This is a genomic window from Shewanella aegiceratis, from assembly GCF_019457495.1.
Classification (GTDB): domain Bacteria; phylum Pseudomonadota; class Gammaproteobacteria; order Enterobacterales; family Shewanellaceae; genus Shewanella; species Shewanella loihica.
In genome coordinates this window covers 3,373,868-3,400,347 of record NZ_CP080416.1, presented here as the reverse complement: position 1 = coordinate 3,400,347, position 26,480 = coordinate 3,373,868, and the positions used below count along the sequence as shown (strand labels likewise).

28 protein-coding genes are annotated in these 26,480 nt (G+C 53.5%); 15 read left to right on the top strand and 13 right to left on the bottom strand.

What is annotated here, in order from left to right; translation table 11 throughout:
* Nucleotides 1-3 precede the first annotated feature (3 nt).
* The 4 genes from K0H80_RS14810 to K0H80_RS14795 form a co-directional block, all read right to left on the bottom strand.
* Nucleotides 4-678: a phosphatase PAP2 family protein gene (locus K0H80_RS14810; RefSeq protein ID WP_220072071.1), complete on the bottom strand. Its 675-nt coding sequence runs from the start codon at nt 676-678 to the stop codon at nt 4-6.
* Between the two features lie 225 nt (nt 679-903).
* Nucleotides 904-2,895, bottom strand: coding sequence for a flavohemoglobin expression-modulating QEGLA motif protein (locus K0H80_RS14805; RefSeq protein ID WP_220072070.1), 1,992 nt, complete (start codon nt 2,893-2,895; stop codon nt 904-906).
* Entirely contained in the window at nt 2,882-3,916 is a 1,035-nt protein-coding gene (gshB, locus tag K0H80_RS14800; RefSeq protein WP_011866696.1) for a glutathione synthase, read from the bottom strand. Before gshB ends, K0H80_RS14805 begins: the two co-directional genes overlap by 14 nt.
* 3 nt (nt 3,917-3,919) lie before the next feature.
* On the bottom strand, nt 3,920-4,279 hold the full coding sequence (locus K0H80_RS14795; RefSeq protein ID WP_011866695.1) for a MaoP family protein: 360 nt from the start codon (nt 4,277-4,279) through the stop codon (nt 3,920-3,922).
* 152 nt (nt 4,280-4,431) lie between these two features.
* Between K0H80_RS14795 and K0H80_RS14790 the strand changes: the two genes are divergently transcribed.
* The gene (locus K0H80_RS14790) at nt 4,432-5,316 is read left to right on the top strand and encodes a LysR family transcriptional regulator (protein WP_144203686.1); all 885 of its coding nucleotides are present in this window, start codon (nt 4,432-4,434) and stop codon (nt 5,314-5,316) included.
* 43 nt (nt 5,317-5,359) lie between these two features.
* Here K0H80_RS14790 and K0H80_RS14785 read toward each other — a convergent pair whose 3' ends face one another.
* The 4 genes from K0H80_RS14785 to K0H80_RS14770 all read right to left on the bottom strand — a co-directional run bounded on the left by K0H80_RS14785 (nt 5,360) and on the right by K0H80_RS14770 (nt 8,440).
* Entirely contained in the window at nt 5,360-5,476 is a 117-nt protein-coding gene (locus K0H80_RS14785) for a MetS family NSS transporter small subunit (RefSeq protein ID WP_150099973.1), read from the bottom strand.
* On the bottom strand, nt 5,473-6,984 hold the full coding sequence (locus K0H80_RS14780; protein WP_220072069.1) for a sodium-dependent transporter: 1,512 nt from the start codon (nt 6,982-6,984) through the stop codon (nt 5,473-5,475). The genes K0H80_RS14785 and K0H80_RS14780 overlap by 4 nt, the downstream gene beginning before the upstream one ends.
* 158 nt (nt 6,985-7,142) lie before the next feature.
* Entirely contained in the window at nt 7,143-8,063 is a 921-nt protein-coding gene (locus K0H80_RS14775; protein WP_220072068.1) for a ketopantoate reductase family protein, read from the bottom strand.
* A complete protein-coding gene (locus K0H80_RS14770) occupies nt 8,060-8,440 on the bottom strand; it encodes a VanZ family protein (RefSeq protein WP_011866691.1) in 381 nt (126 codons plus the stop codon). Before K0H80_RS14770 ends, K0H80_RS14775 begins: the two co-directional genes overlap by 4 nt.
* A gap of 157 nt (nt 8,441-8,597) precedes the next feature.
* On the opposite strand from K0H80_RS14770, the gene K0H80_RS14765 reads away from it, so the two are divergent.
* Nucleotides 8,598-9,083 carry a YajQ family cyclic di-GMP-binding protein gene (locus K0H80_RS14765; RefSeq protein WP_011866690.1) on the top strand — a complete coding sequence of 162 codons (486 nt, stop codon included), beginning with the start codon at nt 8,598-8,600 and terminating at the stop codon, nt 9,081-9,083.
* Nucleotides 9,084-9,376: 293 nt separating this feature from the next.
* Here the strand turns inward: K0H80_RS14765 and K0H80_RS14760 are convergent, their stop codons facing one another.
* From K0H80_RS14760 to K0H80_RS14745, 4 genes are all read right to left on the bottom strand, one after another.
* Nucleotides 9,377-10,798, bottom strand: a complete 1,422-nt coding sequence (locus K0H80_RS14760) for an AmpG family muropeptide MFS transporter (protein ID WP_220072067.1) — start codon at nt 10,796-10,798, stop codon at nt 9,377-9,379.
* 145 nt (nt 10,799-10,943) lie between these two features.
* Nucleotides 10,944-11,276, bottom strand: a complete 333-nt coding sequence (locus tag K0H80_RS14755; RefSeq protein WP_011866688.1) for a hypothetical protein — start codon at nt 11,274-11,276, stop codon at nt 10,944-10,946.
* Nucleotides 11,277-11,462: 186 nt separating this feature from the next.
* Nucleotides 11,463-12,047: a peptidylprolyl isomerase gene (locus K0H80_RS14750; protein ID WP_220072066.1), complete on the bottom strand. Its 585-nt coding sequence runs from the start codon at nt 12,045-12,047 to the stop codon at nt 11,463-11,465.
* 19 nt (nt 12,048-12,066) lie between these two features.
* Nucleotides 12,067-12,633 (bottom strand): YajG family lipoprotein, encoded by a 567-nt coding sequence (locus K0H80_RS14745; protein ID WP_220072065.1) that lies wholly within the window; start codon nt 12,631-12,633, stop codon nt 12,067-12,069.
* Nucleotides 12,634-12,834: 201 nt separating this feature from the next.
* On the opposite strand from K0H80_RS14745, the gene K0H80_RS14740 reads away from it, so the two are divergent.
* Entirely contained in the window at nt 12,835-13,887 is a 1,053-nt protein-coding gene (locus K0H80_RS14740) for a DUF2804 domain-containing protein (RefSeq protein ID WP_220072064.1), read from the top strand.
* 44 nt (nt 13,888-13,931) lie between these two features.
* Nucleotides 13,932-14,834 (top strand): sterol desaturase family protein, encoded by a 903-nt coding sequence (locus K0H80_RS14735; RefSeq protein WP_220072063.1) that lies wholly within the window; start codon nt 13,932-13,934, stop codon nt 14,832-14,834.
* A 173-nt stretch (nt 14,835-15,007) separates the two neighbouring features.
* Here the strand turns inward: K0H80_RS14735 and K0H80_RS14730 are convergent, their stop codons facing one another.
* Nucleotides 15,008-16,207 carry a methyltransferase gene (locus tag K0H80_RS14730; protein ID WP_220072062.1) on the bottom strand — a complete coding sequence of 400 codons (1,200 nt, stop codon included), beginning with the start codon at nt 16,205-16,207 and terminating at the stop codon, nt 15,008-15,010.
* Between the two features lie 110 nt (nt 16,208-16,317).
* Here K0H80_RS14730 and K0H80_RS14725 point away from each other — a divergent pair, with 110 nt between their 5' ends.
* From K0H80_RS14725 to K0H80_RS14675, 11 genes are all read left to right on the top strand, one after another.
* Complete coding sequence (locus K0H80_RS14725; RefSeq protein WP_220072061.1) at nt 16,318-16,965, top strand: alpha-ketoglutarate-dependent dioxygenase AlkB family protein; 648 nt, start codon at nt 16,318-16,320, stop codon at nt 16,963-16,965.
* Nucleotides 16,966-17,094: 129 nt separating this feature from the next.
* Entirely contained in the window at nt 17,095-17,598 is a 504-nt protein-coding gene (locus K0H80_RS14720; protein ID WP_220072060.1) for an ACT domain-containing protein, read from the top strand.
* Between the two features lie 125 nt (nt 17,599-17,723).
* Nucleotides 17,724-18,023 (top strand): BolA family protein, encoded by a 300-nt coding sequence (locus K0H80_RS14715; protein WP_011866680.1) that lies wholly within the window; start codon nt 17,724-17,726, stop codon nt 18,021-18,023.
* Between the two features lie 259 nt (nt 18,024-18,282).
* Nucleotides 18,283-18,792: an S-ribosylhomocysteine lyase gene (luxS, locus tag K0H80_RS14710; RefSeq protein WP_011866679.1), complete on the top strand. Its 510-nt coding sequence runs from the start codon at nt 18,283-18,285 to the stop codon at nt 18,790-18,792.
* Nucleotides 18,793-19,370: 578 nt separating this feature from the next.
* Nucleotides 19,371-20,705: a Na(+)-translocating NADH-quinone reductase subunit A gene (locus K0H80_RS14705; protein WP_011866678.1), complete on the top strand. Its 1,335-nt coding sequence runs from the start codon at nt 19,371-19,373 to the stop codon at nt 20,703-20,705.
* On the top strand, nt 20,705-21,904 hold the full coding sequence (locus K0H80_RS14700; RefSeq protein WP_011866677.1) for an NADH:ubiquinone reductase (Na(+)-transporting) subunit B: 1,200 nt from the start codon (nt 20,705-20,707) through the stop codon (nt 21,902-21,904). Before K0H80_RS14705 ends, K0H80_RS14700 begins: the two co-directional genes overlap by 1 nt.
* Nucleotides 21,897-22,691: a Na(+)-translocating NADH-quinone reductase subunit C gene (locus tag K0H80_RS14695; RefSeq protein ID WP_011866676.1), complete on the top strand. Its 795-nt coding sequence runs from the start codon at nt 21,897-21,899 to the stop codon at nt 22,689-22,691. The genes K0H80_RS14700 and K0H80_RS14695 overlap by 8 nt, the downstream gene beginning before the upstream one ends.
* Nucleotides 22,691-23,323, top strand: coding sequence for an NADH:ubiquinone reductase (Na(+)-transporting) subunit D (locus K0H80_RS14690; protein WP_011866675.1), 633 nt, complete (start codon nt 22,691-22,693; stop codon nt 23,321-23,323). Before K0H80_RS14695 ends, K0H80_RS14690 begins: the two co-directional genes overlap by 1 nt.
* Nucleotides 23,324-23,328: 5 nt before the next feature.
* On the top strand, nt 23,329-23,937 hold the full coding sequence (gene nqrE, locus K0H80_RS14685; protein WP_011866674.1) for an NADH:ubiquinone reductase (Na(+)-transporting) subunit E: 609 nt from the start codon (nt 23,329-23,331) through the stop codon (nt 23,935-23,937).
* Nucleotides 23,938-23,985: 48 nt separating this feature from the next.
* Nucleotides 23,986-25,233 (top strand): NADH:ubiquinone reductase (Na(+)-transporting) subunit F, encoded by a 1,248-nt coding sequence (nqrF, locus tag K0H80_RS14680; protein WP_220072059.1) that lies wholly within the window; start codon nt 23,986-23,988, stop codon nt 25,231-25,233.
* Between the two features lie 104 nt (nt 25,234-25,337).
* The gene (locus tag K0H80_RS14675) at nt 25,338-26,354 is read left to right on the top strand and encodes an FAD:protein FMN transferase (protein WP_220072058.1); all 1,017 of its coding nucleotides are present in this window, start codon (nt 25,338-25,340) and stop codon (nt 26,352-26,354) included.
* The last annotated feature ends 126 nt before the right edge of the window (nt 26,355-26,480 follow it).

The following is a 26,480-nucleotide window of genomic DNA, read 5'->3' as shown; positions in this document are numbered from 1 at the left end:
GTTCTAGGTCAAGCTTGGCATTCGTCGCTTGAGGGAGTTGTGTAGCGTCAGCGCCAATTGGCTGGCCAGCAGACCAAAGCTTGCTCCGGCCAGCAGATCCCCGAGATAGTGATAGTTGAGGCTCAACTGCCCGGTGATGACGGCAAACATGCAGCCTAGCCAGAGGGGCATCAGCTTAGGCGTGTGGCGCCAGAAGGTGAAGGCGAGGGCGAAGGTCAGCAGCGCATGGCCCGAAGGGAAGGAGTCATAGGCGAGCCCCTGGGCAAATGGATGAAACGCCTCGATACGATCGGCTACCCAGGAGGGATTATGGCCCTCGCCCAGGGTTATCCAGCTCTCAGGCCAGGTGCGGCCAAAGAGCAGTTTGGCGACCCAGCGAATCGAGAAGGCCAGCGCCAGGGTGAGCCCCAACTCAATGGCCAGGGCCTGGAACCTGGCGCGAAAGCGCGCGCTGATGCAGGCGAAGATGGTCAGCCCGGCGAGAAACTCCAGTAGCAAGGGCGTCTTACTCAGAAGCTTTAGTGCGGGGTGTGACAGCTGCTGGGTGTGCATCAGGTCCGCCAGCTGGCGATCGATAAAGTGAACCGAGATAAGCACCAGGGTAAGCAGCAGGCCATAGAGGAGCAGGGCGCCCTTGGCGCTACCGGGAAACAGGGGTTTTAGCATGGAGTTTTGCATCTTTGGGAGAAAGCCCTAGCCTAAGGCAAATCCGAGTACTTGCAAAGTTTGCCACTTCACACTCTGCTTATTTTGGCTGTCTCTCGCTGCACCTGTACGCAGCGCTTGTTAGGGCGCGATAAGATTGGGTGGCGTGAGAAGTGAGTATCTATAAAAGAGATAAGTAAGCGTCATGACGGCAGGCATGAACCTTGCCGCCATGACGCGCGACCTAATACCAATTCGTTAGCTACGCAGGCTCTCGATAAGATAGTTGAGGCTGGGGCTCTCTTCTAAGTTACTGGTCGGGATGACGTTGTACTTAGGCGGAATCAGCCAGTCGCGCTGCACCAGCTCGTCGAGCAGATCCAGGTATTGCACGCTGGTCTTACCCACGAGTAGGTTGTCCAGGCTGCGGGTCTTAGACAGGTGTAACATATCCAGGAAGCCGCTCAGGTAGAGGTGATCCTTAGTGAAGCCGCCGCCGCGATAGACCCGGGCCGTGGTCATGAAGGCATCATCCTTGTCCATCTCCAGCTCATCGATGAGATAGCTGTAGGTGAGATAGAAGTCCTGATCCTTGAGCATTGAGTCTACTGCTAGCACGCGCGCGGCCAGGGTGTTGAGGCGTGAGTGGGCCATGAAGCCCGCCTTAAGCTCCGCCAAAATCGCCAAACCTTCCTGGGTATAGGTCGAGCCGGGCAGACCCAGACGCAGCACCTTGAGCGATTGCTGCTTGGCGTTGAGCGTGGTGGCCATGTGCACCCCAAGCTCATGCTGGATCAGCCGCTGCACCTCGCTCTCGTGGAACTGGGCATGGGTGCTGATCGCCAGCTGCGCCGGATTGGAGCTGACCATGGCGCGGGCGACGATGGCACCGCTGAGGCCAATCTTACAGCGCATCTGCCACTGCTCGGCGCTCTGCTTCATCATCTCGCAGACCTGATGGGCATCCAGGCTTTCCCCTCTCTCTTCGGGGATCTCCTTGGCGTACAGCAGGAACTTGGCGTTGGCGATGGCGCTCTTATCCGGGCGGCCATGATAACGCAGCGAGTTGTAGACGAAGCCTTCCTGACCAACGCTGGTTAGGAGATCTATCTGTTCGCCCAGCTTGTTAACGATATCCTTGTAGAGCTGCTTGAGCGCGGGATCGGCAATATTGTCTATGGGCAGACGATAGAGACGATACTTGAACTCGTTGGCATCAATAGGCAGCTGACGATAGGCAAAATTTGGCTTGAAACGACTCGGCGCCTTCATGAAGCGTCGACGCTCGGCCGCCAGGTTGGTCGGGTTGACATACTTTAGCGTGTCGACCTTCTGTGCCAGGCGGAACAGCGCGGCGTCTATCTCCAGCACCTCGGGCTCGATGGCGCTGCTGAGCATGTCGGCGCTACGGGTCTTGCTCTGGCGATTGAGCTTGCGCTGGAAGTAGGCGCTGGTGGCGCTAAAGGCATTCTTCAGTCCCAGCTTGAGATCGTCCAGTACTATGGGGTAGACCTCGCCGGTCAATTCATCCATAAATACCTTCTTGATCTCCGTCGGCAGCACTAAGGTGCGGTCGAAGCGGGCGTTGGTATGAGCGATCAGGTAGCCGCGGCCCTCGAAGGCCACGTCCAGCTCGGCGTCTACCTCTACGTTGGGCAGGGTGATGGTCTTGAGTTCACGCTGGAACTTGTGGACCACGCTGCCCCAGCGCTCCATATCGATCTGCGAGGTGCCTATGTTAAACACGGGCGTCGCCTTCTCGATACGCTTGTAATTGTAGGAGTGTAGGTCGAACACTATCACCATGCCGAACATGCTCTCCAACTTGGCGATCAAGGCCTCGTAGAGTCGATAGAAATCTTGGTGTTTGGCGTGGCTGATGGCGCGCTGCTTGGCGCTTAGCGGCTTGCGCCACACCTGCTTCATCCAGGCGGACTTGTAGTAGGTACTCAAGCTCTTAGGGCGATTGAGATCGTACTCGAAGCGCGAGTCGCTGCCCGCCAGGGTAATGGGCTGGGAGGCGATCACCTCGTCGGTGAAGGGATCTTCCTCGAAGTAACGCTCCTCGGCGCTCAGCTGACATAATTTGATCAGCTCAGGGCGCAGGTTGTGCCCCGCGTGAATCGCGGTGCACACTACGGGCAGATACTCTTGGATGGTGATCACACAGCCGGAGGAGGCCAGCTGGCCTGAGAATGTCTCCCCGCGTTTAATCAGGGAGAGCATCTGGTCGAGACTATAGATTTGCATTTTCTACCGCTTGACGATATGCACTCTTACGTTGCACCAATAGCTCTTTGGAGTTGATGATGTTTTCGGCGAAATCGATCACCTGCTTCTGCAGGCGGACGCGGTTAAGCTTGTTGATACGCGTGATGCCGCCCGGACTGAGGACGTTAACCTCGACCAGCTTGTTGCCTATCACATCCAGACCTGTGAAGTAGAGACCGTCGCGCACCAGCTTAGGGCCGATGGCGGCGCATAGCTCGCGCTCTTCACGTGTGATTGTGTGTCTGACCACGCTGCCGCCAGCATGGACGTTAGATCTGAACTCACCCGAGGCGGGTACGCGGCGCATGGCGCCAATAGGCTCGCCGTTTAGCATCAAGATGCGCTTGTCGCCTTCCTCGGCGCCCTCGATGTAGTCTTGCAGGATCACATAGTTGCTCTGCTCGTCGGTGCCGATATAGAAGTCCAGCAGCGAGCTGAAGTTTTGGCGGGCGCTCTTTTCGATCACGATAACGCCATGACCGCCGAAGCCATTGAGCGGCTTGAGGATCATCTTATCGCTTTCGCTCTCTTCCAGCACACGTTGCAGGTAGTCGCGGTTCTTCGACACGTGGGTGGCAGGAATATACTGGCTCGCCGCACCGCTCATGCTGGCGGTGTAGAGTTTGTTGTTAGCGACTCTTAACCCTTCGAGATCGTTGATGATCAGGGTGTCGCCCTTTACCGAATCCAGGAAGTTAAGCGCCAGGTTATCCAACGGCGGATTGGCGCGCATAAAGATGCAGTCGAAGCCGGCCATGGGCAGGCGCGCCTTATGAAATTCGGCGGAGCGGTAAAAGCGGGGAATGTTGTCCGATATCTTCATCCCTTTCTTGATGATTTGACAAAACCCGTAGACGCTACTGTCACGAATGGTCAGCCCACTGGTCGTGGTGATGGCAACGGTATGACCACGCTGCGCGCACTCATGAACTAATCTCAGGGTGGTATCGGTTTCAGGATCGATACGCTCCCACGGGTACATCAAAAAACAGATGTGCATTCTTTAAGCAACCTCATCTTCTGGGGGAGATTCCACATATTCATACTGTTCAACACGCTTATTAGTCGTGCTGTTTAGGGTGTGGAACTTTTTTGGTTCGCGGGTAAGCTTAGTGTATTTCAACCATACATGCTCAAGCTTGGTATTAGCCTTGTTGGGGTGTTTTAGTACCTTAACAAAGTGTTTTTCCTCTGCAGTTTCAGGCTCGAGATCGCCTGCTTCAAAGGCCTGCATAGTGTCGCCATATAGGCTCAATAATTCAGCTTCAGACAAGGTGAACTCTCCGGACTTACTGAAGCCGCGGGGAAAGTTTTTGTCATCAAAAAAACGCTTTTGACCAAAACGAAATGAATCTTCTGACATAACAACCTCTCACTGTGATAGCAACGCTGTAACTACAGGGTTTTTCGATCGCGAAATTATGATTTTTGTCGTTAAAAGAGAAACAAAACTTTTTTATCGTCACCATTAGGATTAGTTGTTATTCTCTCGGTGAAATTGACCGAGAGAATAAAATGGACGTCAAAGTATTTAAGACCTTTTTAGAGGTGGCCAGAACCCGGCATTTCGGCCGTGCGGCGGAGAATCTCTATATCACCCAGGCGGCCGTGAGCGCCCGTATTAAGCAGCTGGAGTCCTTCTTCGACTCCGCCCTGTTTGTGCGTAATCGCAACAGCATTCAACTCACCACCTCGGGTGAGCGTTTAGTGCCCTACGCCGAGGTGATGGTGAGCACCCTGGAGCAGGCGAAGAACGAGTTGGCCCTGACCAATCATAAGGCGTTGCAGCTGACCATGGCGGGGACGCCCAATATCTGGGATGCCTACCTGCAGCACTGTTTGAGTAAGGTGACAGATGCCTTCGGTGGCTATGGCTTCCTGGCCGAGGCGCTGAGTCGCGAGCAGCTCAACCGTAACCTGCTGGAGCGAACCCTAGACATGGCTTTTGCCTTCGATCCGCTTAAGTCGGAGGAGTTGGTGTGTAAGCAGGTGGCCGACCTTATCCTGGTGTTGGTCTCGACCCGCCCCTGCGATCAGTCAGAAGCCCTGAGCGATAAGTATGTTTATGTGGATTGGGGCACACGTTTTGCCTCCGAGCACGCCGAGCGCCACTATCGCATGCCGCCACCTTATCTGCGCACCTCCACCGGGCGTATCGCGCTGGACTTTATTCTGGATAAGGCGGGGGCGGCCTATCTGCCGCTGTCTATCGTCGAGCCGTTTCTGCAATCTAAGCAGCTCTATCGGGTGGAAGGGGTAGAGCCCTGGAATCGTCCCATCTATCTCTCCTACCGCAAAGACAGCGGGTCGCTAGAGGCGATCATCAAGATTGAGGAGCTGGTCAAGGAGATAGATCCTCTGACCGCCTTCAGCCTGCAGCAGATAGGTCAGCTGGGCTGATCTGCTTGAACTGACTCTGGTGAAATGAGTAAGAGGAGACCGGCTAATCGTCGGCCTCCTCTTTTTGTTTGCGCTTGATGGCGATGCCGATACACAAGGCGGCGCCGCCCCAGGTCAACGTCAATGCAAACAGCATCATGATAAGAGCGCTGTGACTCATGTTTTACCTCCCGGATGTTGGTCTGGATAGCCTGGCGACTTGCTGGTGAAGTTGATCAGCACGGCAAAAAAGAGCATGGTGCCCACTAGGCCCCAACCTAAGAAGAGCTGATCGGCAATGGGGTAGTCGCCATAGCCGTTAACTAAGGTGTTGTAGAGGTTCTTCGCCAATATGGTGGCCAGAATCGCTGGGCTGATGAAGCGCAGGCAGATCACAAACCAGCCGCCGACCCTAAACTCCGAATTTTCATTGGCATGCTGGTGGATCACTGTCACCTTGAGTAGCCAGGTGATGATCACCAGCTCCAGCAGGCAGCTGAGCAGCAGGGCGATGTTGTTGATGAAGTAGTCCACCAGATCCAATAGCAGCAGGCCACCATTGGTGGCAAAAGCCATGGAGACCAGATAGCCCAGGCTACACACCAGCACGGCGGCGGGCTTGCGGCGTACATGAAATTTGTCAATCACCGCACTGGTCACCGCCTCTATGATGGATATGTGAGAGCTCAGTCCGGCGATCACCAGGGCGATGAAGAAGAGGGGCCCGAGAATATAGGGCGCCGGCATCAGGTTGATGGCCGTGGGTATGGTGACAAATGCCAGGCCTATCCCCGAGCTGACCACCTCGGTCAGCGGTTTCATCTGCTCCTCTGCCATATAGCCGAGCACGCCGAAGATTAATATCCCCGCCAGAATCGAGAAGCCGCAGTTGATCAATACTGTCATGAAGGCGTTGTTGTTGATGTCGGCCTTGGTCGGCAGGTAGCTGGAATAGGCGAGCATGATGGCGAAGCCGACGCTGAGGGTGAAGAAGATCTGGCCGTAGGCGGCGGACCAGACCTGGGCATCCACCAGGCGGCTAAAGTCGGGCTCGAACAAATAGTTGAGCCCCGACAGGGCGCCGGGCAGAAACATTATTCGGCCGATAAGGACCAGCACCATGATAAACAGCATGGGCATCATGATCTTGTTGGCGCGTTCGATCCCCCCTTTGACGCCGGTAAAGACCGCCATGAAGGTCATCAGCCAGGCGATGCTCATGGCGATCGCTATGCCGATTTGAAACTCGCCCAGGTGGGAGGGGGAGTTGTTGCCGAGTTTAAGATAATGATTGAAGAAGAAGTCGTTGGGATTGTCTCCCCAAGCCTGACTGAAAGAGAAGCCGAGATAGGAGAGGGTCCAGCCTATGATGGCCACATAATAGACGGCGATAACCGCGGCGATAAACACCTGAAACCAGCCGAGCCATTCGAGTCTGAAGCCGAGGGTGTGGCCGAGCTGGGCGAAGATGCGCGGTGAGGTCTTCTTTATCTTATGGCCCAGGCTAAATTCCATGATCATAAAGGGGATACCGGCGGTGATCATGGCGAATAGATAGGGGATGAAGAAGGCGCCGCCGCCGTTGTCATAGGCCATGTAAGGGAACCGCCAGATGTTGCCCAGGCCGATGGCCGAGCCGACCGCCGCCAAAATAAAACCTACCCTAGAGTTCCACTGCTCTCGTTTCATCGATCACCTCGAGCCTCGCGCCTTTTAAGAATAATTCTAGACGCTTATGTCGAGGTGGGGCAGAAATTGTCCTGCCCATGCTTGGTTAGAGAGCTTACTCGAGAGTTGGTTAGAGAGCTGCCTAGAGAGTTGATTATTGCACTGCTTAATGCTCGGAGTTAGTCGCCCTGCTCGAGAGATTTTAGCTGGTGGTAGATGGCTTGGTTGGCCGGTGTGGCTATGCCGTGCTCGGCGGCGCGGCTCAGCAGGTAGCCGGTGATCGCCTCAATCTCCGTCTGGCGGCCATGGTGGATATCCTGATGCATGGAGGAGTAGTTGCTAGCGGTAAGCTGGATCACCTGATAGACGCGCTCGGTTAGCTGCGCTTGGTCAAGTGCTATCCCATCGGCGTTTGCCACGGCAACCACCTCCTGGACAAGTGCAGCTATGCATGGTTCGAACTCAGCATCGACCAGCTTGCCGTTACGGCAGTCGTTGATGGCGGTCAGCGGGTTGATGGCGATATTGATGGCGAGTTTTTGCCACAGCATGGGCAGAATGGGCTCGCACCACTCGCTGTTGTGGATCGCTCCAAGCAGCGCTTGGCGCAATTTGTCCGCAATCCTTGGTCCCTGAGCATGGCCAACTTGTGTCAGCCCGGCTCCGGTTTGTTTGATCTGCCACCTTCCCAGTTTCAGTGCGCCCTGCGAGGTGGTTCCTAGGCTAAGGCCACGACCAGCTAGATGGGGCGCCACGCTAAGGTGTGGGCCCATGCCATTGTGCAGCAAGAGTATGTGGGCATCGGTCGGGAGGGCATCTAGTAGCGGTAGTAGGGCCGCTTCGACCTGATAGGCCTTGACGCAGACGATCAGCAGCTTGCAGCTGGCAAGCATTGATTTATCGATAAACTGTGCCTGGCGCGTAACTGTCTCGCCTTCGAGATTGGTGAATTCCAGTGTCTGGCTATCCGCGCTTGCGTCTCTACCCAGCAGCGCGGGCGAGAGTCCATATGCCGATAGCTGGTGGAAGATCAGCTGACCTATGGCGCCTGCGCCCAGGATCACTATCTTACCCGCATGAGTCATATTACTTGTCGTCATGACTGGGTCTTAGCCCGGGTTTTACCGATCACGGCGGCTTTAATATAGCGGCGGTAGAGCCAGAGGCCGAAGTAGAACAGCAGCACACCCACCATGTCGGCGATGAAATCGGCGCTGGAGGCGCTGCGATAGGGCAGGCGAGACTGCACCAGTTCGATAAAGAGGGCATAGCCGGCCAGTATGCCTGCCAGACTGTACCACTTAGGCTCGAAGGCGAGATGGGTCAATAGCGCCAGACAGAAGAAGCTGCCCAGATGGCCAAGCTTATCCATGTGCGGGATCACTTGTGGGTAGTTAGGGCGGGAGAATACCAGGTAACTGATCACTATGATGGCAAGAAGAAGCGCTATCTTAAAAAAGGTTTTTCGAGAATTCACGGGTCGCTTAGGTTAAGTGGTTTTGCCCAATCATAGGAAAATGTCATCTTAAAGTCATTAAGAAACGCCTGTTGTAACATTAAGAATTTTTGGCGCTCACAGGCCCGAGCGGGTAAACTAGCGGGCAGATAAAGTGGCTAAATAGAGGATGATAAATATGCCTTCGATGGATATCGTATCGGAAGTAAACGAAGTTGAACTGCGTAACGCGGTAGATAATACGCGCCGCGAACTGGATAGCCGTTTCGATTTTCGCGGTGTCGAGAGCGAAGTCTCCTATAAAGATCATCAGGTGACCCTGTCATCTGAGTCCGATTTCCAGTGCCAGCAGATGGTCGACATGCTGCGCAATCAGCTGAGCAAGCGTAACGTAGACCCTGCCTCTATGGACGTTGCGGAGAAGGCGATCCACAGTGGCAAGACCTTCTCGCTCAAGGTGACCTTTAAAGAGGGGATCGACAGCCTGGTGGCCAAAAAGCTGGTGAAGCTGATTAAAGACAGCAAGCTTAAGGTGCAGGCTGCCATTCAGGGTGACTCGATTCGAGTGACCGGTAAGAAGCGTGATGATCTGCAGGCGGTGATGGCGATTGCCCGCGAATCGGATCTGGGCCAGCCGTTCCAGTTCAATAACTTCAGAGATTAATACCAATCGTAGTAAAAAACTGATCACTCTAGCTGGTTAAAACGTCCGATAACGGTGTTATCATTTTTGATTGTAGAATAACTACTTATCAATAATTCTTCCTTGTTCTCGAACGTTTTTTCTGCGCTATTTCTGATCACTTTCTAACTGTGATTGGTATCATTCTCGCCTGCTTCAATTTAAGAAGCGTTAAGCTCAGATTAAAAGGCCCCGCCGATGAGCGGGGCTTTTTATTGTCTGTTATCGAGACGAGTGACCTTTGGCTGCTAGTCTCTTGCCTATTAGTCTCTTGCTTACTGGTCTCTCGCCTGCTGCCCATTAGGTGAGTCCAGAGACTCGGCCTGCTCGTTGCCATTGGGATGGGGGGCGTATTTCTGGACCAAGACAATCAGCCCCAGCACAGGGAAGCCGATGACGCTGGCGGCAACGAAGAAGTTCACATAGCCGTAGGCATCTATATATTGGCCCGAGAAGCCCGCTACAAACTTGGGAAACAGCAGCATGATGGAGGAGAGCAGGGCATATTGGGTGGCGCTATAGCCGCTGCTTGTCAGGCTGGAGAGATAGGCGATAAAGGCGGCGGTGGCGACTCCGGCGCTGAAGTTGTCGATGGAGATCACCACAGTCAATAGCTCTAGGTTGTAGCCGATCATCGCCTGATAGGCGAAGAGCAGGTTGGTGACCGCCACCATGAAGGCGCCTAAGAAGAGGATCTTCATGGTGCCGTAGCGGGCCAGTAGCATGCCGCCGGCGCCAGCGCCCACCAGGGTCATGATCAGGCCGTAGACCTTGCTCAGGGTGGCTATCTCCGTCTTAGAGAAGCCCATGTCCACATAGAAGACGTTGGCCATGATCCCCATGACGATATCTGAGATCCGGTAGCAGGAGATCAGCAGCAGGATCAGTATGGCGCTGCGGCCGTAACGCTTAAAGAAATCGATGAAGGGCAGTATGCTGGCGGTATAGAGCCAGGAGGCTGCGGCGGCCACGGGCCTCGGGTAGCGCTCTGATAGGCTCTGCTTCAGGTCTGATTCTATCTGATCCGCCTCCTTAGCCTCGATCTTGGGTTCACTGCTCAATAGTGTGGTGAAGATACCGATAAACATCAGGCCCGCCATGACCAGGTAAGCAGTCTGCCAAGAGGCGAGATCATAGGTCTCGCTATTGGGGTCGACCCAGGCGGCTATGGTCAGGGCACCGGCGGTGGCGACAATCATGGCGCTGCGATAGCCCACCTGATAGGCGGCGGCGAGGGCGGCCTGCATCTTCTGCGGCGCCGATTCGATACGAAAGGCATCGATCACAATATCTTGGGTGGCCGAGGCAAAGGCGACCATGAGGGCGAACAGCGCCAGGCGCTCCAGGTCGGCCAGGGGATCACTCTGGCTCATGCCTAAGATGGCGACTACTAACAGCATTTGGGCGAAGAGCATCCAGCCGCGGCGTCGTCCCAATATTTGGGTGAAGAAGGGCAGCGACATGCGATCTACCAGAGGCGACCAGGCCCACTTAAAGCCATAGGCGAGGGCTATCCAGCTGAAGTAACCGATGGCGGTGCGGTCTATGCCGGCTTCCCGCAGCCAGAAGGAGAGGGTGGAGAACACCAGCATCAAGGGCAGGCCGGCGGAGAAGCCGAGAAACAGCAGGATCAATACCCGCTTGTGAAAATAGATGGTGAGGGCGTCTCGCAATCGGGAAACTCGGGATGCAATCAAAATAGCAGTCGGCGTTGTCAGGCTAGGTGGGGTTAGCTTAAACGCTGGCGCCGCAAATAAAAAGTGAAAAATCAGTCATGAAAAAAGCCCAGTCCCGAAAGACTGAGCTTGGCTTTTTTTCGACTTATCTTAATAAAGATAGTCGCTATGACATTGAGCTTGGCCTGGTACCGACACAACAACTTGGGCAGGTGCCACCGAGACTGAGAAAATCGCAGCAATCGTCTATCTGCTTTCGCAAGAACTGATTGCCCCGTATGGTCCAGTCGGGCCACCTGTCGAAGGCGTGTATCAAGTGCCAAAACACTCGCTCGATATCGGTTTGCGCATCACCCTGATGATTGAACTGTGCCCACTCTTCAAGGGTGTCCCATAAGTAAAGCTGGATCTCATTGAAATCGAGTTGATTATTTAAAAACGCTTTTCCATATTGAGCCAGCTGGGGCGCTTTATTATCGATGAACTCATTGGGTGTCATCGTCCGCCTCCTTGCTACTACAGGCCTAAGTATAGCCAGTGGATTGAACGCCAGTTGTCTGAGATAAAAAATTTAATGTTCTGATTTATGGCACTTTAATGAAAGAAACATCAATCTTGAATTAAAGTGCCATTAATTTTGAATGAATGCAAAGTCTTATAGGTTTTTCAAGCCAGCAGACACTATCTATTGCCTAGGTAGCAGGGTGGCCTTCTTGAGGATGATCGGCTGCACCGGGAAGTCGGGCCAGCCCAGCTTGGTATTGATCTGCGTCTCTACCTCGGCCATGGCTTCCAGCACTTCCATCCCCTCGGTGACTTCACCGAAGACGGCGTAACCCCAGCGACGCTTAGAGGGATCCAGACGCTTGTTGTCACCCACGTTGAAGTAGAACTGGGCGGTCGCCGAGTGGGGATCGTCTTCGCGGGCCATGGCGATGGTGCCCAGGCCGTTGCTTAGGCCATTGCCAGACTCGTTAACGATAGGCTTGCCATAGGGCTTCTCTTCCAGCTTGGGGTTGAGGCCGCCGCCCTGGACCACGAAACCAGGGATGATGCGGTGAAACAGGGTGTTGTCGTAGTGCCCCTTGACCACATAGGTGAGAAAGTTATCTACCGTGATGGGAGCGCGCTTACGATCCAGCTCGACCACTATATCTCCCATGGTAGTTTCCAGTTTGACCTTGGGATAGATGGTGTCGCTCTGAATGTCCAGTGCCTGCGCCAGGCCGGAAAAAGCGAGTAATAGTAGGGCGCCAAGCCAGATTCTCATGTGAACTTCCTTATCTTAGTTATTGTTGGATGAACTGGTTGAGTTCGGGATCGTTGATGATCTTCGCCGTCAGATCGCCGAGCAGGTCGTTGACCGACAGTTCCAGAGTCGCAAAGTCTGCGCTAAAGGGACCCGACACCAGGTTACGGGCGGTATAGCGCTTGGTAAAGGTCTTGCTTTCGTTACTGGCGATCACATTGATGATGATATCGTTGGTCGCCTGATAGCCAAAGGTGGTGTCGCTGACATCGGTCAGCAGCTTTTCCAGTTGCAGCTGCATATGGTTCACCGAGCTTGGGTCGATACGATATCCCGCCTTGGTAAAGCCGTCGCGAAACACCTGCTCCAGTTGTCGGCGTGGCGACTCAGATGGGCTCACCAGCCTGGCGGCATCCCCTTCATTATTAAAGCGGGCAATAAAGCTAGCCGAGCGGGTATCTATCATCTCGATGGCGATGGGCTTGGCCGGGACCCCTTGAGATTCAATCGCAGGCAGTTGCGGATTGAGCGCCATATGGGTCGGTGTATGAGAGGCGCAGCCAAACAGCAGGCCAGCACAGGCGATGATGGGAATAAATCGTTTCATAGCGGAAAATCATGCTGTAAAAAAGGTGGCATCAGCATACCAGAATCCTCATTGGATGCCAGTGGGTGACCTGTTTGTTAAGGCTTTGTTGCTCGCCGGGGTTTTAACTTAAACCAGAAAGCGTTAGAGTAAAAATTCCACTAAAAAGGCGCGGCCAAATGGCCGTCAGCCAGATAACAAAGATAAGAAAGATAACAAGCAATGAAGATGGATATTCAATCCGACGCGGTGCAGACCCTGGGGGCGCCGGATAGCCTGATCTCAAACTCGGGCCAGGTACAATATGGTCACTTCGATGGTCCGGTCAAATCCTTTGGCCTGGAGCACTTTCGCTATACCAATGTGATGGACAAGCCCGCCAGTCATCTCGCCCGGCATTTTCATTTCAAACAGTTCCAGTTTGTCTCTGTGGTGACGCCAAGGTATGTGATTGGGGTCGCCATCGCCGATATCCGCTACGCCGGCACAGGTTTCTGTTACCTCTATGACATCAAGGCCAATCAGCTGGTGGAAACCACCTGGCTCAAGCCTCTGGCCATGGGCTGCCAGCTGGCTGACTCACCTTGGAGTGGTCGGGCACAGCTCGCCAGCGGCAAGGGGAAGGTGACCATAGAGATAGCCGAGGGAATATGGCAGCTCAACATCGACACGGCGCAGATCAAGGCCGAGTTGGTGCTCACGCCTATGCCCCTTAGCCTGCCCATGGCCATGTGCAACCCAACAGGCTATAGCGGCTGGACCTATACCCAGAAGCACAACGGCCTCAAGGTAGGCGGCAGCCTTACCATTCATCACGAGCCACAGCCCCTCAACCGCGCCCTGGCGGGCTATGATTTTTCCGCCGGTTATATGCGCCGGGAGACCAGCTGGCGCTGGGCCAGTATCAATGGCTATCAGGGTGATGATTTGCTCGGCCTCAATCTGGCGGCGGGGGTGAATGAGACCGGCTGCAACGAGAATGTGTTTTGGGTCAACGGCGAGCGTCATCTGCTGGGGCCGGTGCATTTTGCCTTTAGCCGCGCGCCCGAATCCGCTGATGACGCCAGCTGGCAGATAAGCTCCCAGGACGGCCGGGTGGCGCTGAACTTCCGCCCGCTGAATCGCCGCCAGGAGAAGCTCAACCTCTGGCTGTTGAAGAGTAACTTCAGGCAGTACCTGGGCTATTTCGACGGCGAGATCCGCGACGGCCTGGGACGTACTCACTACATAGATAATCTGCTTGGCTTAACCGAAGATCACTTTGCCCGCTGGTAGGGCGTGCTTAGGGAATAACTTAGGGAATATAAAGGAATAATTAGATGGATTTTAATTCACTCATCGCGCACCCCGAGGTGCTGTTACTTGTGCTGGCGCCGCTGTTTTTTGTCTGTATCCTGGCCGAGTGGTATCTCGGGGACCGTCGTGGTCGCCTGCCCGATAATGCCCGATATCATCTGCCCGAGGTGCTGTGTAACTTTACCCTGGCGGGCCTGCATCAGGGAGCGGATATTCTCACCGGGCTATTAATAGCCAAGCTTTATCTCTGGGCTTTCGACTGGCGTCTGCTGGATATTCAGATGGGGCTGGGCAGCTTTATCGCGCTTATCATCGCCCAGGACTTTTGCTACTACTGGTTCCACCGCGCCAGCCACAGGGTGCGCTGGATGTGGGCGGCCCACGTGGCGCACCACAGCTCGGAGCGCATGAACTTCAGTACCGCCTTCAGGCAGAGCCTGATGTACCCCTTTGCCGGCATGTGGATCTTCTGGCTGCCGCTGGTGGTGGTCGGCTTCGATCCTAACTGGGTGGTATTTGCCGTATTGCTTAACCTGGGACTGCAGTTTTTCGTGCATACCCAGGCGATCAAGACACTGGGGCCGCTGGAGTGGCTGTTTAACACCCCTTCCCATCACAGGGTGCATCATGGACGCAATCCCCAATATATAGACAAGAACTACGCCGGCGTGCTGATCATCTGGGATCGCCTGTTTGGCACCTATGTAAAGGAAGAGGAGACGGTGGAGTACGGCATCACTAAGCCGGTGAACAGCTTTAACCCGCTGGTGGTGACCTTTAGCGAGTGGAAGGCGATGTTTAGCGAGGCCTTCGCGCCAGGGCTAAACCTTAAGCAGCGTTTTGCCCTGATGTTCGCGCCGCCGGCGGCGCCCGAGCCGCAAGATGAAATTGCCGATGCCGAGCCCGAGCGTAAGCTTGCCTCATAAAAGCAAGGTTAATAAAAGAATCGCTTGGTGATCTAGGGGGAAGCAGTCTCTGACGAACCGCTAAGCTTCACTCATAAAAAAACAGGGCCCTGGCCCTGTTTTTTGTGTTAGCAAGTTAAGTGACGAGCTGGTCAAGAGATGTGCTGATCAGATTCGGTCTGCTGGCCGAGCCATCAGCTTTGGTGGTCTGGCGCGCTCACATCTTTAGCCGGTTTAACTGGCTCTTTCGCTGACTTGATGGCCCTCAAGATCACAAACTTGCCGTTAGAGGCGGCCGTTTCGCAGTTCTTAAAGATCCGCTTGAGCTTGACGTGGTAACCCAGATGACGATTGCCCACCACCTGCAGCATGCCGCCAGGCCTGAGTTGGTGGAAGGCGTCTAGAAACATCTGCCAGGCGATATGATCTGTAATAGCCTCACCCTGATGAAAGGGAGGATTACAGAGCACCAGATCCGGTTTCACCTCATCGCCCAGGTGGGTCAGGCAGTCGTCCCAGTGAAAGTGGCCCTGTGGCAGCTCGGAATTGTCGAGCTTGTTCGCCTGCCAGTTTTGTCTCGCCGAGGTGATGGCCATCTCTGAGTCATCCACGAAATGAACCTCAGCGTTCGGATAACACTGCTTGGCCCGCAGCCCCAGGATGCCGTTGCCGCAGCCGAGATCCACTATGGTGTCGAACTGGCCTTCGGGCAAATTGTCCAGCATGATGCGGGCGCCGATATCTAGCTTGTTGGCGGCGAAGACATTGCTGAGGTTGCTGATGCTGAGGTTAAACTCCTTCACCGCCCAGCTCACCTCGCTCGGCAAGGCTCTTTGTTTACCGTCGGCGATGCAGGTGATCACCCGGGTCTTCTTCCAAGCCAGGCTGGCGCTGGCAGGCCCCAGATGCTTGGCGATGGTCTCAAGTAGTGACTTATTGATCGACTTGGCCTTGGCGCCAATATACACAGGGGTGTTGGGCGCTAGCGACTGTGACAGGCGCTGCAGCTGGTGGATAAAATAGTTGAGGTTCTTCGGCAGTTTCATCAGCACCAAGTTTAAGCCTTGGGGCGGCAGCTCGCGGCTGTTGAGCCAGGTGAGCTTGCTATCGCTTAGCCGATTGGCTTTGAGGTTTTGCAGCGTGCCTAGCTGACTCGTCTTAGCATCCGTCTCTACCCAGATAGGCCAGTCGGCCGCCTGGGCGGTGAGGGCGGTGCACAGGGCGCCGAAGCTGTCGTTGATGACGGCGGTGTTATCAGCCTTCTGCTCAATCTCCATTAGATGTTTTATCAGGTGCTCGTCCGCCGCATCCCAGGCCTGCAGGTTAGAGACCTGATTGGCGGGATAACGGGAGAGACTCAGCTCGATATCGGCAACGGAGAATTGAGTTGTCATGGCTAGGCTGCTACTTTGAAAATTGGGGCGGCGATTATCGCAGATTTGCTCCGCGAGGTATATGCCTGGCGATGTGTGAGTTAGGTGACTAGGGCAGTAGGAAGCGACAGATGCAACAGCAAGGGTTTGGGTTTGAAGATATTGGCGACGAGGCCAAAGATGAAGGGGCTGAGAAGCAACCGACTCCCAGGCCGCCTATTACCCTGATCCCGGGGTATCTCAATCAGGCCCGGCAAAACGCCTTGCTTGATGAGGCCGAGCACTATCCCTTCAGCCGACCAGAGATTACTCTATTTGGCCGCACCCATCCCATCCCCAGGCGTCAGGTATGGTTTGGCGACGACGGCTGCGATTATCTCTATTCAGGCCTCTTCATTCGCGCTGAGCCTTGGCCCAAGTATGCCCTGCGCCTGCGGCAGAAACTGCAGCGCGACTTTGGCCTGGTAAGCAATGGCGTGCTGGTCAACCATTATCGTGACGGTAGCGATACCATGGGCTGGCACAGCGACGATGAGGCCGAGATCGTGCCGGGTTCGGATATCGCCTCAGTGACACTTGGGGCCAGTCGCTCCTTCTTTTTGCGCCATACTCAGAGTAACACCAAGGTCGAGCTGATGCTCAATAGCGGCGATCTGCTGATCATGCACTGGCCCATGCAGTCGAGCTGGCAACATGCGCTACCGAAACGAGCCAAGGTAACCAAGCCTAGGCTAAACTTGACCTATCGGCATTTAATTCCACACTTTCATCAGGGGTAAAGTGATCGCGCCGAGGCGGGAAGTGTAAGCTAGCTCTCACCTTTGCAGGGATGAAAGTTTTATTCTCATCGTGAGCAGGTGTGTCGCACAATGTCTGTGTGACCCTATAACCACCAGAAGGAGTTGCTTATGAATAAGATGTTCGTGACCACGGTAACGGGTATTGTCACCCCTGGGGTGGTGAAGGCGATGGCTAACCTGACCCGAGAGGCGGGTGGCGAGTGGTTAAGCAGCAAGGTGATCAAGATGGATGCCTGGTTTGCCGCCTTGATGAAGGTGGCGATCGCCGGGGATAAAGTCGCCGCACTGCAAGCCGATTTTGTGCAGCAGTTCCCCGAACTTGTCTTTAGCTTCAGCGACATGGCCGAGGTGTTGAGCGAACACACCCGCAGCCTGAGGTTTAATGTGGACTGCTCAGACAGGCCCGGGCTGACGCGGGAGATAGTCGATATCCTCTCCAATCTGGATCTCGAGGTGGAGCAGATGGAGTGCAACCGGGTCCATGTCTCTACCCTGGGACAGACGGTATTCTCCGCCAAGTTGGCCGTATCCGTGCCCGATGAGATCAGCGGCGACAGCATTATCGAGCTGTTGGAAAATGTTTCCCAAGATGCCAGAGTCAGCCTGACTTAAGCCAGAGGCAAGGGCTGTGGGTTAAGTGATCGCCTGCGGAGTCTGGGTGATGGAGAGTTGATCTTTGTTGCCACTCACAGTACTCTGCGGCCACTTAAGTTTTCTATTCGATAGAGACGATAGCCATGTCAGTAAAACAGCAGATAATCGATACGCTCACCCAAGTCTTAGCCCCTGTGCATCTTGAGGTGATCAACGAGAGCGACAACCACCATGTGCCGCCAAATTCCGAGACCCATTTTAAGGTGATCGTCGCCAGCGCCGCGTTCGAGGGCCAGCGTCTCATCGGCCGCCACCGAGCAGTCAACGAGGCGCTCAAGGCGCAGTTCGACGCCGGGCTCCATGCCCTGTCTATGCACACCTTTACCCCCGAAGAGTGGGACCAAGAGGTGCAGGTGCCTAACTCGCCAAAATGTAAGGGCTAAAGGTGTAAGGGCTCAACCCTAGCAACCGGCCCTAATGACCCATATGATTGCGCCATACAAAGACCACAGCAGGTAACCGCCGCTGTGGTTTTTTGGTTTCTAGGCCTTGAGCTAAGTTCACTTTACTTTCCCCGGCACCTACCGCATATTGTGTAGGTCTATCGCGGCGCGAGGGAACACCCTGTCGCCGCACGCCATACTGGTGCTCAGTATGTTGGCAAGTAGATAGTTTGAGCATCACCATTTTGGGAGAATAATAATGCCGTTACTCGATAGCTTCACCGTAGATCATACCCGCATGAACGCCCCTGCCGTGCGCGTCGCCAAGACGATGACCACCCCAAAGGGCGATACCATTACCGTCTTCGATCTGCGTTTTTGCGTGCCCAACAAGGAGATCCTGAGCGAGCGCGGCATTCACACCCTGGAGCATCTCTTTGCCGGCTTTATGCGTGACCATCTCAACAGCGATCGCGTCGAGATCATCGATATCTCGCCCATGGGTTGTCGTACCGGTTTCTACATGAGCCTCATCGGCACGCCGAAAGAGGCCGAAGTGGCCGAGTGTTGGTTGGCCGCCATGGAAGATGTGCTCAAGGTCAAGCAGCAGTCTGAGATCCCTGAGCTGAACGAATACCAGTGTGGCACCTATGAGATGCACTCTTTGGAGCAGGCCAAGGAGATCGCAAAGAACATCATCGCCGCCGGGGTGAATGTGAATCGCAATGACGACCTTAAACTTAGCGATGAGATCCTAAAGGGTCTGTAACTTCGCCTCGGAATTTAGCGTCATCAGAGTGCTAATCTGAGTGGTAAAATGTCATAAAAAGCAGCTTAGGCTGCTTTTTGGCTATCTGTATCTTCTTTTTAGTGCTTGGTGGCAGTGTGCATCTGGCTCGTGATGCTCAAATAGACGCCGACTTCTGCCTGAGTTTGGCTTATGGTGTGGTTAAACTTTAGTCGAACAGTCCGGCTTTTCGCCGATTTTTTATGCGTTAAAAAGAGGTGAAAAAAAGCGCGTTTTAGGGGGCGATTTTGCTTCGCAAATCCATATAACCCTGCTAGGACAGGGGGCTAAATTAATTTCCGTTTACCTAAATCATAAAAATCTCTCGAACTGTGATCTACTCCTCACTGTAAAAATCCCCGCATCCCTTTTAAAACACCCGTATTTTTCATGGCGATAAGCAATTATTTACGGTAAAATGCGCCCGACCAGCGTGATTGCGATCGCATTTCTGTAATAAATCTGCGCTAGCTCAATGCGATAGCTGATGTTTGAAATCTATCTCATTTAGCAGGAACGCGACGCATTATCTTTCCTTCATAAACGTAGTGCTTGTGGATATGATTACAATAAAGAAAGGATTGGACCTGCCTATAACAGGCGGACCAGAGCAAGTTATCCATAATGGCCCAGCCATTAAACACGTAGCTACTTTGGGTGAAGAGTATATTGGCCTGCGCCCCACGATGAAGATCAAAGTGGGTGATAAAGTGCAGAAAGGTCAGGTGATTTTTGAAGACAAAAAGAATCCTGGCGTTAAATATACTGCTTTAGCCAGTGGCACCATCTCAGAAATTAACCGGGGCGCCCAGCGTGTTCTTCAGTCTGTCGTCATCGAAGTAGAGGGAGACGACAGCGTTTCTTTCGCTAAATACGATGCCGCAGCGTTAGACACCCTAGAGCCGCAACTCGTACGCGACAACCTGATCGAATCAGGTATGTGGCCTGCATTGCGCACGCGTCCTTTCAGCAAAGCACCCGCAGTTGACTCAACGCCTGCCGGTATTTTTGTGACCGCTATCGATACCCAACCGCTTGCTGCCGATCCTGCCGTTATCATTAACGAGCACAAGGAAGACTTTGCCAATGGCTTAAGAGTCCTTGCACGATTGACTGAAGGTAAGGTGTATCTGTGTAAGGCGCCAGGAGCCGATATTCCTGCGGCCAACGCACAAGTCGAAGAGTTTGCCGGTCCGCACCCTGCGGGTCTTGCTGGTACTCATATCCATTTTGTTCTGCCTGCATCGGCTAAACGCACCGTTTGGCATGTTGGCTATCAAGATGTGATCGCAATCGGTCAACTATTTACTACTGGTGAGCTAAACACTCAGCGCGTGGTAGCGATTGCGGGTCCTAAGGCCCTTAAGCCTAGACTCGTACGCACTCACAGTGGCGCCTCTATTGCTGAGCTAACTGCCGGTGAAACAGCCCAAGGCGATGTACGCGTTATCGCAGGTTCTGTGCTTTCTGGTAAGACGGCAACTGGCCCACACGCCTACTTGGGACGTTTCTTTAACCAGGTTTCTCTGCTTGAAGAAGGCCGCGAACAAGAATTTATCGGCTGGGCTATGCCTGGTGCCAACAAGTTCTCTATCACGCGCGCTTTCCTGGGTCACCTGTCACCGTCTCGTCTGTTTAACATGACGACCAGCACAGGGGGCTCTGACCGTGCCATGGTGCCTATCGGCAATTATGAGCGTGTTATGCCTCTCGACATTCTTCCTACCATGCTATTGCGTGACCTGGTGTCAGGCGATACCGACGGCGCAGCTGCCTTAGGCGCGTTAGAGTTAGACGAAGAAGATTTGGCACTATGTACTTTCGTATGTCCTGGTAAGTATGACTACGCGTCGTACCTACGCGACTGCCTAGATACGATTGTGAGGGAAGGCTAATGGGCTTGAAACAGTTTTTCAAAAGTATTGAACCCCAGTTTGAGAAGGGCGGGAAATACGAGAAATGGTATGCGCTGTTCGAAGCGGCATACACGGTATTTTATACCCCAGGTCACGTAAACAAGGGTCGTACCCATGTGCGTGATAACTTAGACCTGAAGCGTATGATGATTACGGTTTGGGCCTGTGCATTCCCTGCGATGTTCGTGGGTATGTACAACGTGGGTCTTCAGGCACAAGATGCCTTGCTCGCTGGCTTTGCGACGCCGGATACCTGGCAAACTGCATTGTTTGGCCTGTTCGGTACTGAGCTGACGGCTGACTCTGGTGTTGCTGCCCTGATGTGGTATGGCGCCTGTTGGTTCCTGCCTATCTACGCGGTGACCTTCGCCGTGGGTGGTATCTGGGAAGTGCTGTTTGCTACGGTACGTGGCCACGAAGTTAACGAAGGCTTCTTCGTTACCTCTATCCTGTTTGCCCTGACACTGCCGGCAACCATTCCGCTATGGATGGTGGCGCTGGGTATCACCTTCGGTGTGGTCGTGGCGAAAGAGATCTTCGGTGGTACCGGACGTAACTTCCTTAACCCAGCACTGGCTGGCCGTGCCTTCCTGTTCTTCGCTTACCCGCTAAACATGTCAGGCGACACCACTTGGGTGGTTGCTGACGGTTTCTCTGGTGCGACGGCGCTGAGCCAAGCGGCACAGGGCACACTGGAATATGGCTTTAACCAAGCTTGGTGGGACGCCTTCCTTGGTTTCATCCCAGGTTCTGTTGGTGAAGTGTCTACGCTGGCGATTCTGTTAGGTGGTCTGGTCATCATCTATACCCGTATCGCGTCATGGCGCATCGTTGGTGGTGTGATGGTCGGTATGATTGCCGTCTCTCTGCTGCTTAACGCTATCGGTAGCGACACTAACCCTATGTTTGCGATGCCTTGGTACTGGCACATGGTACTGGGTGGCTTTGCCTTCGGTATGATGTTCATGGCGACTGACCCAGTTTCTGCGTCTTTCACCAACCAAGCGAAGTGGGCGTACGGTATTTTGATTGGTGCTATGGCCGTATTCATCCGTGTCATTAACCCTGCTTTCCCAGAAGGTATGATGTTGGCCATCCTGTTTGCCAACCTATTTGCGCCGCTATTCGACCACTTCGTGGTTCAAGCGAATATCAAGCGGAGGATTGCTCGTGGCTAGTAATAAAGATTCGTTCGGTAGAACGCTGTTTGTTGTTGTTGGATTATGTTTTATCTGTTCGGTATTCGTTTCTACTGCGGCCGTACTGCTTAAGCCAACTCAACAAGAAAACAAATTGCTTGATAAGCAAAAGTACATTCTTGAAGCCGCTGGCCTGGTAGACACTAAGTCTGGTGAAGTCAGCAAGGCTAAGATCCTTGAGACTTACGACAAGTATGTTGAAGCTAAGCTGGTTGACCTTAAGTCTGGTGACTGGGTTGAAGGCAACGCCGACACATTCGACACAGAGAAAGCGGCTCGCACCCTAGAGACCTCTTTCAAGCCTGAGCACGACATCGCTTCAGTTAAGCGTGTGGCGAACAAGGGCGTGGTTTACCTGGTACGTGATGACGCTGGCACACTACAGACAGTGATCATTCCGGTTAAAGGTTACGGCCTATGGTCAACCATGTACGCCTTCCTGGCCGTTGAGTCTGATCTGAACACAGTTCGCAGCTTGGTGTACTACGACTTTACCGGTTCGGGTGAAACTCCGGGCCTAGGTGGTGAAGTTCAGAACCCTAAGTGGATCGCCAAGTGGAAAGGTAAGAAGCTTTATGATGACCAAGGCAACCTGGCTATCAAAGTGACTAAGAACCCTGCCGTTGCAGAGAGCGTTCACGGTGTTGACGCACTATCGGGTGCAACACTGACCAGTAATGGTGTACAGCACTCACTGGATTTCTGGTTGGGTAAAGAAGGTTTTGCACGTTTTCTTGAGAAGGCGCGCAACGGAGGACTGAGCTAATGGCTGACGCAAAAGAACTTAAACAGGTTCTGACTGGACCTATCATTAGTAACAACCCGATTGCGTTGCAGATCTTGGGTGTATGTAGTGCCCTGGCGGTAACCAGTAAGATGGAAACTGCCTTGGTAATGACCATAGCTCTGACTGCCGTAACGGCCTTGTCTAACTTGTTCATCTCTATGATACGTAACCACATTCCAAGCAGTGTGCGTATTATCGTTCAGATGACCATTATCGCTTCACTGGTGATCGTGGTTGACCAGGTACTGCAAGCTTATGCCTATGACGTGGCTAAGCAGCTGTCGGTATTCGTGGGTCTGATTATCACCAACTGTATCGTAATGGGCCGCGCCGAAGCTTACGCGATGAAGACGCCGCCTATGATGAGCTTCATGGATGGTATCGGTAACGGTCTGGGTTATGGTGCCATCTTGTTGTCAGTTGGCTTCGTGCGTGAATTGTTTGGTAACGGTTCGCTATTTGGTGTCGAGATCCTAAGCAAGATCTCTGAGGGCGGCTGGTATCAGCCAAACGGTCTGCTTCTGCTGCCACCAAGTGCGTTCTTCCTGATTGCATCGTTGATCTGGATTATCCGTACCATCAAGCCAGAGCAAGTTGAAGCAAAAGGATAAGCGTAATGGAACATTATATTAGTCTATTAATCCGTTCTGTTTTCATTGAAAACATGGCGTTATCCTTCTTCCTTGGTATGTGTACCTTCTTGGCTGTGTCTAAGAAAGTCACCACGGCCATGGGCTTAGGTGTTGCCGTAATCGTGGTATTGGCAATTTCAGTACCTGTTAACCAAATCATCTATCAGGGTATTTTGGCACCGGGCGCCTTGGCCTGGGCTGGCGTACCCGATGCGGACCTGAGCTTCCTTAAGTTCATCACCTTCATCGGTGTGATCGCGGCGCTGGTTCAAATCCTTGAGATGGCATTGGATAAGTATTTCCCACCGCTATACAACGCGCTGGGGATCTTCCTACCACTGATCACAGTAAACTGTGCGATTTTCGGTGCGGTTTCTTTCATGGTTGAGCGTGACTACAACCTGGGTGAAAGTTTAGTGTTCGGCATAGGTTCAGGTATCGGTTGGGCACTTGCGATTGTGCTGCTGGCCGGTATCCGTGAGAAGTTAAAATATGCTGATGTCCCTAATGGTCTGCGTGGTCTAGGTATTACCTTCGTGACTGCGGGTTTGATGGCGCTAGGTTTCATGTCGTTCTCAGGTGTGTCTCTGTAATAGAGACACCTTAACGGCTTCTGATTTTGAACCTTTAAGGATAAGTTAATGGGTATTATTGAATCTACTCCAATCGATGTATACCTCGGTGTGAGTATGTTTACAGCCATCGTACTGGTCTTGGTGTTGGTGATTCTGTTCGCCAAATCAAAACTGGTTCCGAGTGGCGATATTACTATCGGCATCAACCATGATGCGGATAAAGCAATTAAAACACCTGCGGGCGGTAAACTACTGGGCGCTCTGGCTAGTAACGGTATCTTCGTATCGTCAGCCTGTGGTGGCGGTGGTTCTTGTGGCCAGTGTAAGGTGATCGTTAAGTCTGGCGGCGGTGACATTCTGCCAACAGAGCTCGACCATATCTCTAAGGGCGATGCCCGTAACGGTTGTCGTCTGTCTTGTCAGGTGAACGTTAAGTCAGATATGGAGATCGAACTGGAAGAAGAGATCTTCGGTATCAAGAAGTGGGAATGCAGCGTTATCTCTAACGATAACAAGGCAACCTTCATTAAAGAGCTTAAGCTGGCTATCCCTGATGGCGAGTCTGTGCCTTTCCGTGCCGGTGGTTACATCCAGATCGAAGCGCCTGCGCACCATGTTAAGTACGCCGATTTCGACGTACCAGAAGAATATCGTGGTGACTGGGAGCACTTTGGCTTCTTCAAGCTGGAGTCTAAGGTTGACGAAGAGACAATCCGTGCGTACTCAATGGCGAACTATCCTGAAGAGGAAGGTATCATCATGCTGAACGTACGTATCGCGACACCGCCTCCACGTAATCTGTCACTGCCTTGCGGTAAGATGTCTTCATACATCTGGAGCCTGAAGGCGGGCGACAAGGTGACTATCTCTGGTCCATTCGGTGAGTTCTTCGCGAAAGACACCGATGCCGAGATGGTATTCATCGGTGGTGGTGCAGGTATGGCGCCTATGCGTTCACACATCTTCGACCAGCTCAAGCGTCTTAAGTCTAAGCGTAAGATGAGCTTCTGGTACGGTGCGCGTTCTAAGCGTGAGATGTTCTACGTTGAAGATTTCGACGGCCTGGCGGCTGAGAACGATAACTTCGTATGGCACGTGGCATTGTCTGATCCACAACCCGAAGATAACTGGGATGGTTACACAGGCTTCATCCACAACGTATTGTATGAAAACTACCTACGTGACCACGACGCGCCAGAAGATTGTGAGTTCTACATGTGTGGACCTCCAATGATGAACGCGGCCGTTATCGGTATGCTTAAAGATCTTGGCGTTGAAGATGAAAACATCCTGCTGGATGACTTCGGCGGCTAAGCAATCATTCTTGTGATATTATTGCCGTGATTATCGTGCTCCCTAAGGCGCCAAAGGCCCTTAGGGAGTGTGTTACCGGGTTATCATTAAGGACAATGGTCAATATGTATAAGACCTTTATCAAGGGGTTAGTCCTGGCGGGACTAGCCTTTTTTATTTCGGCCTGTAGCCAACCTGTCAAGATGATCTCCATGTCTGGGCAGACCATGGGCACCACCTACCACATCAAATTTGTCGGCGACAAGCAGATGCCCGACGAGCAGCTGCTGCAGGCGGAGATCGACCTGGCGCTGGAGCAGGTGAACGATCAGATGTCCACCTATCGCAAAGACTCAGAGCTGTCGCGCTTCAATCAGATGACGCTCGAATCTAGCCTGACGGTATCGCCAGACACGGCCAAGGTAGTGCAGACCGGTATCGACCTCTATCGCAAGACAGATGGTGCGCTGGACATCACCCTGGGCCCGCTGGTAAACCTCTGGGGCTTCGGTCCCGACAAGCGTCCGACTCGCGTGCCAAGCGCCGAGCTGATTGCCGAGACCAAGGCCAAGACGGGTATCGAGTATCTTAAGGTCGATGGCCTTAAGCTGAGCAAGACCAATCCTGCTCTGTATGTCGACCTTTCTTCCATCGCCAAAGGCTTTGGGGTCGATAAGGTGGCCAAGCTGCTGAGCAAGTATCAGCCCAAAGGTTATCTGGTGGAGATAGGCGGCGAGATCAGCCTCTTCGGTGTCAAGGCCGACGACAGCCCTTGGGTGATCGCCATAGAGCAGCCCGATGAGGATGAGCGCGTGGTGCAGCAGCTGCTGGAGCCTGGCAATATCGCCATGGCGACTTCGGGCGACTATCGCAACTACTATGAGGAGGAGGGGCAACGCTTCACTCATATTATCGACCCGCGCAACGGCTACCCGATCGACCATAAGCTTGCCTCGGTGACCGTACTAGCCAAGGAGAGCATGATCGCCGACGGTTACGCCACCGCCATGATGGTGCTGGGCACAGAGGCCTCGCTGGCGCTGGCCGAACGTGAGCATCTGGCCATCATGTTGATCGAGAAGCAAGCGCAAGGTTTCAAGGTCTACTATAGCGATGCCTTTAAGCCCTACGTGGGTTTGTGATAGAATAGCGTCCATCGGTGCGCCGGCCCGCTCAATATAGTGGCTAGGCGCACTCTTAAATGCAGTCTTGCATGTCGGTTGATTAGCTTGTCAACGAGCTAGTCGACTAGTTAGCGAATGGTTAGA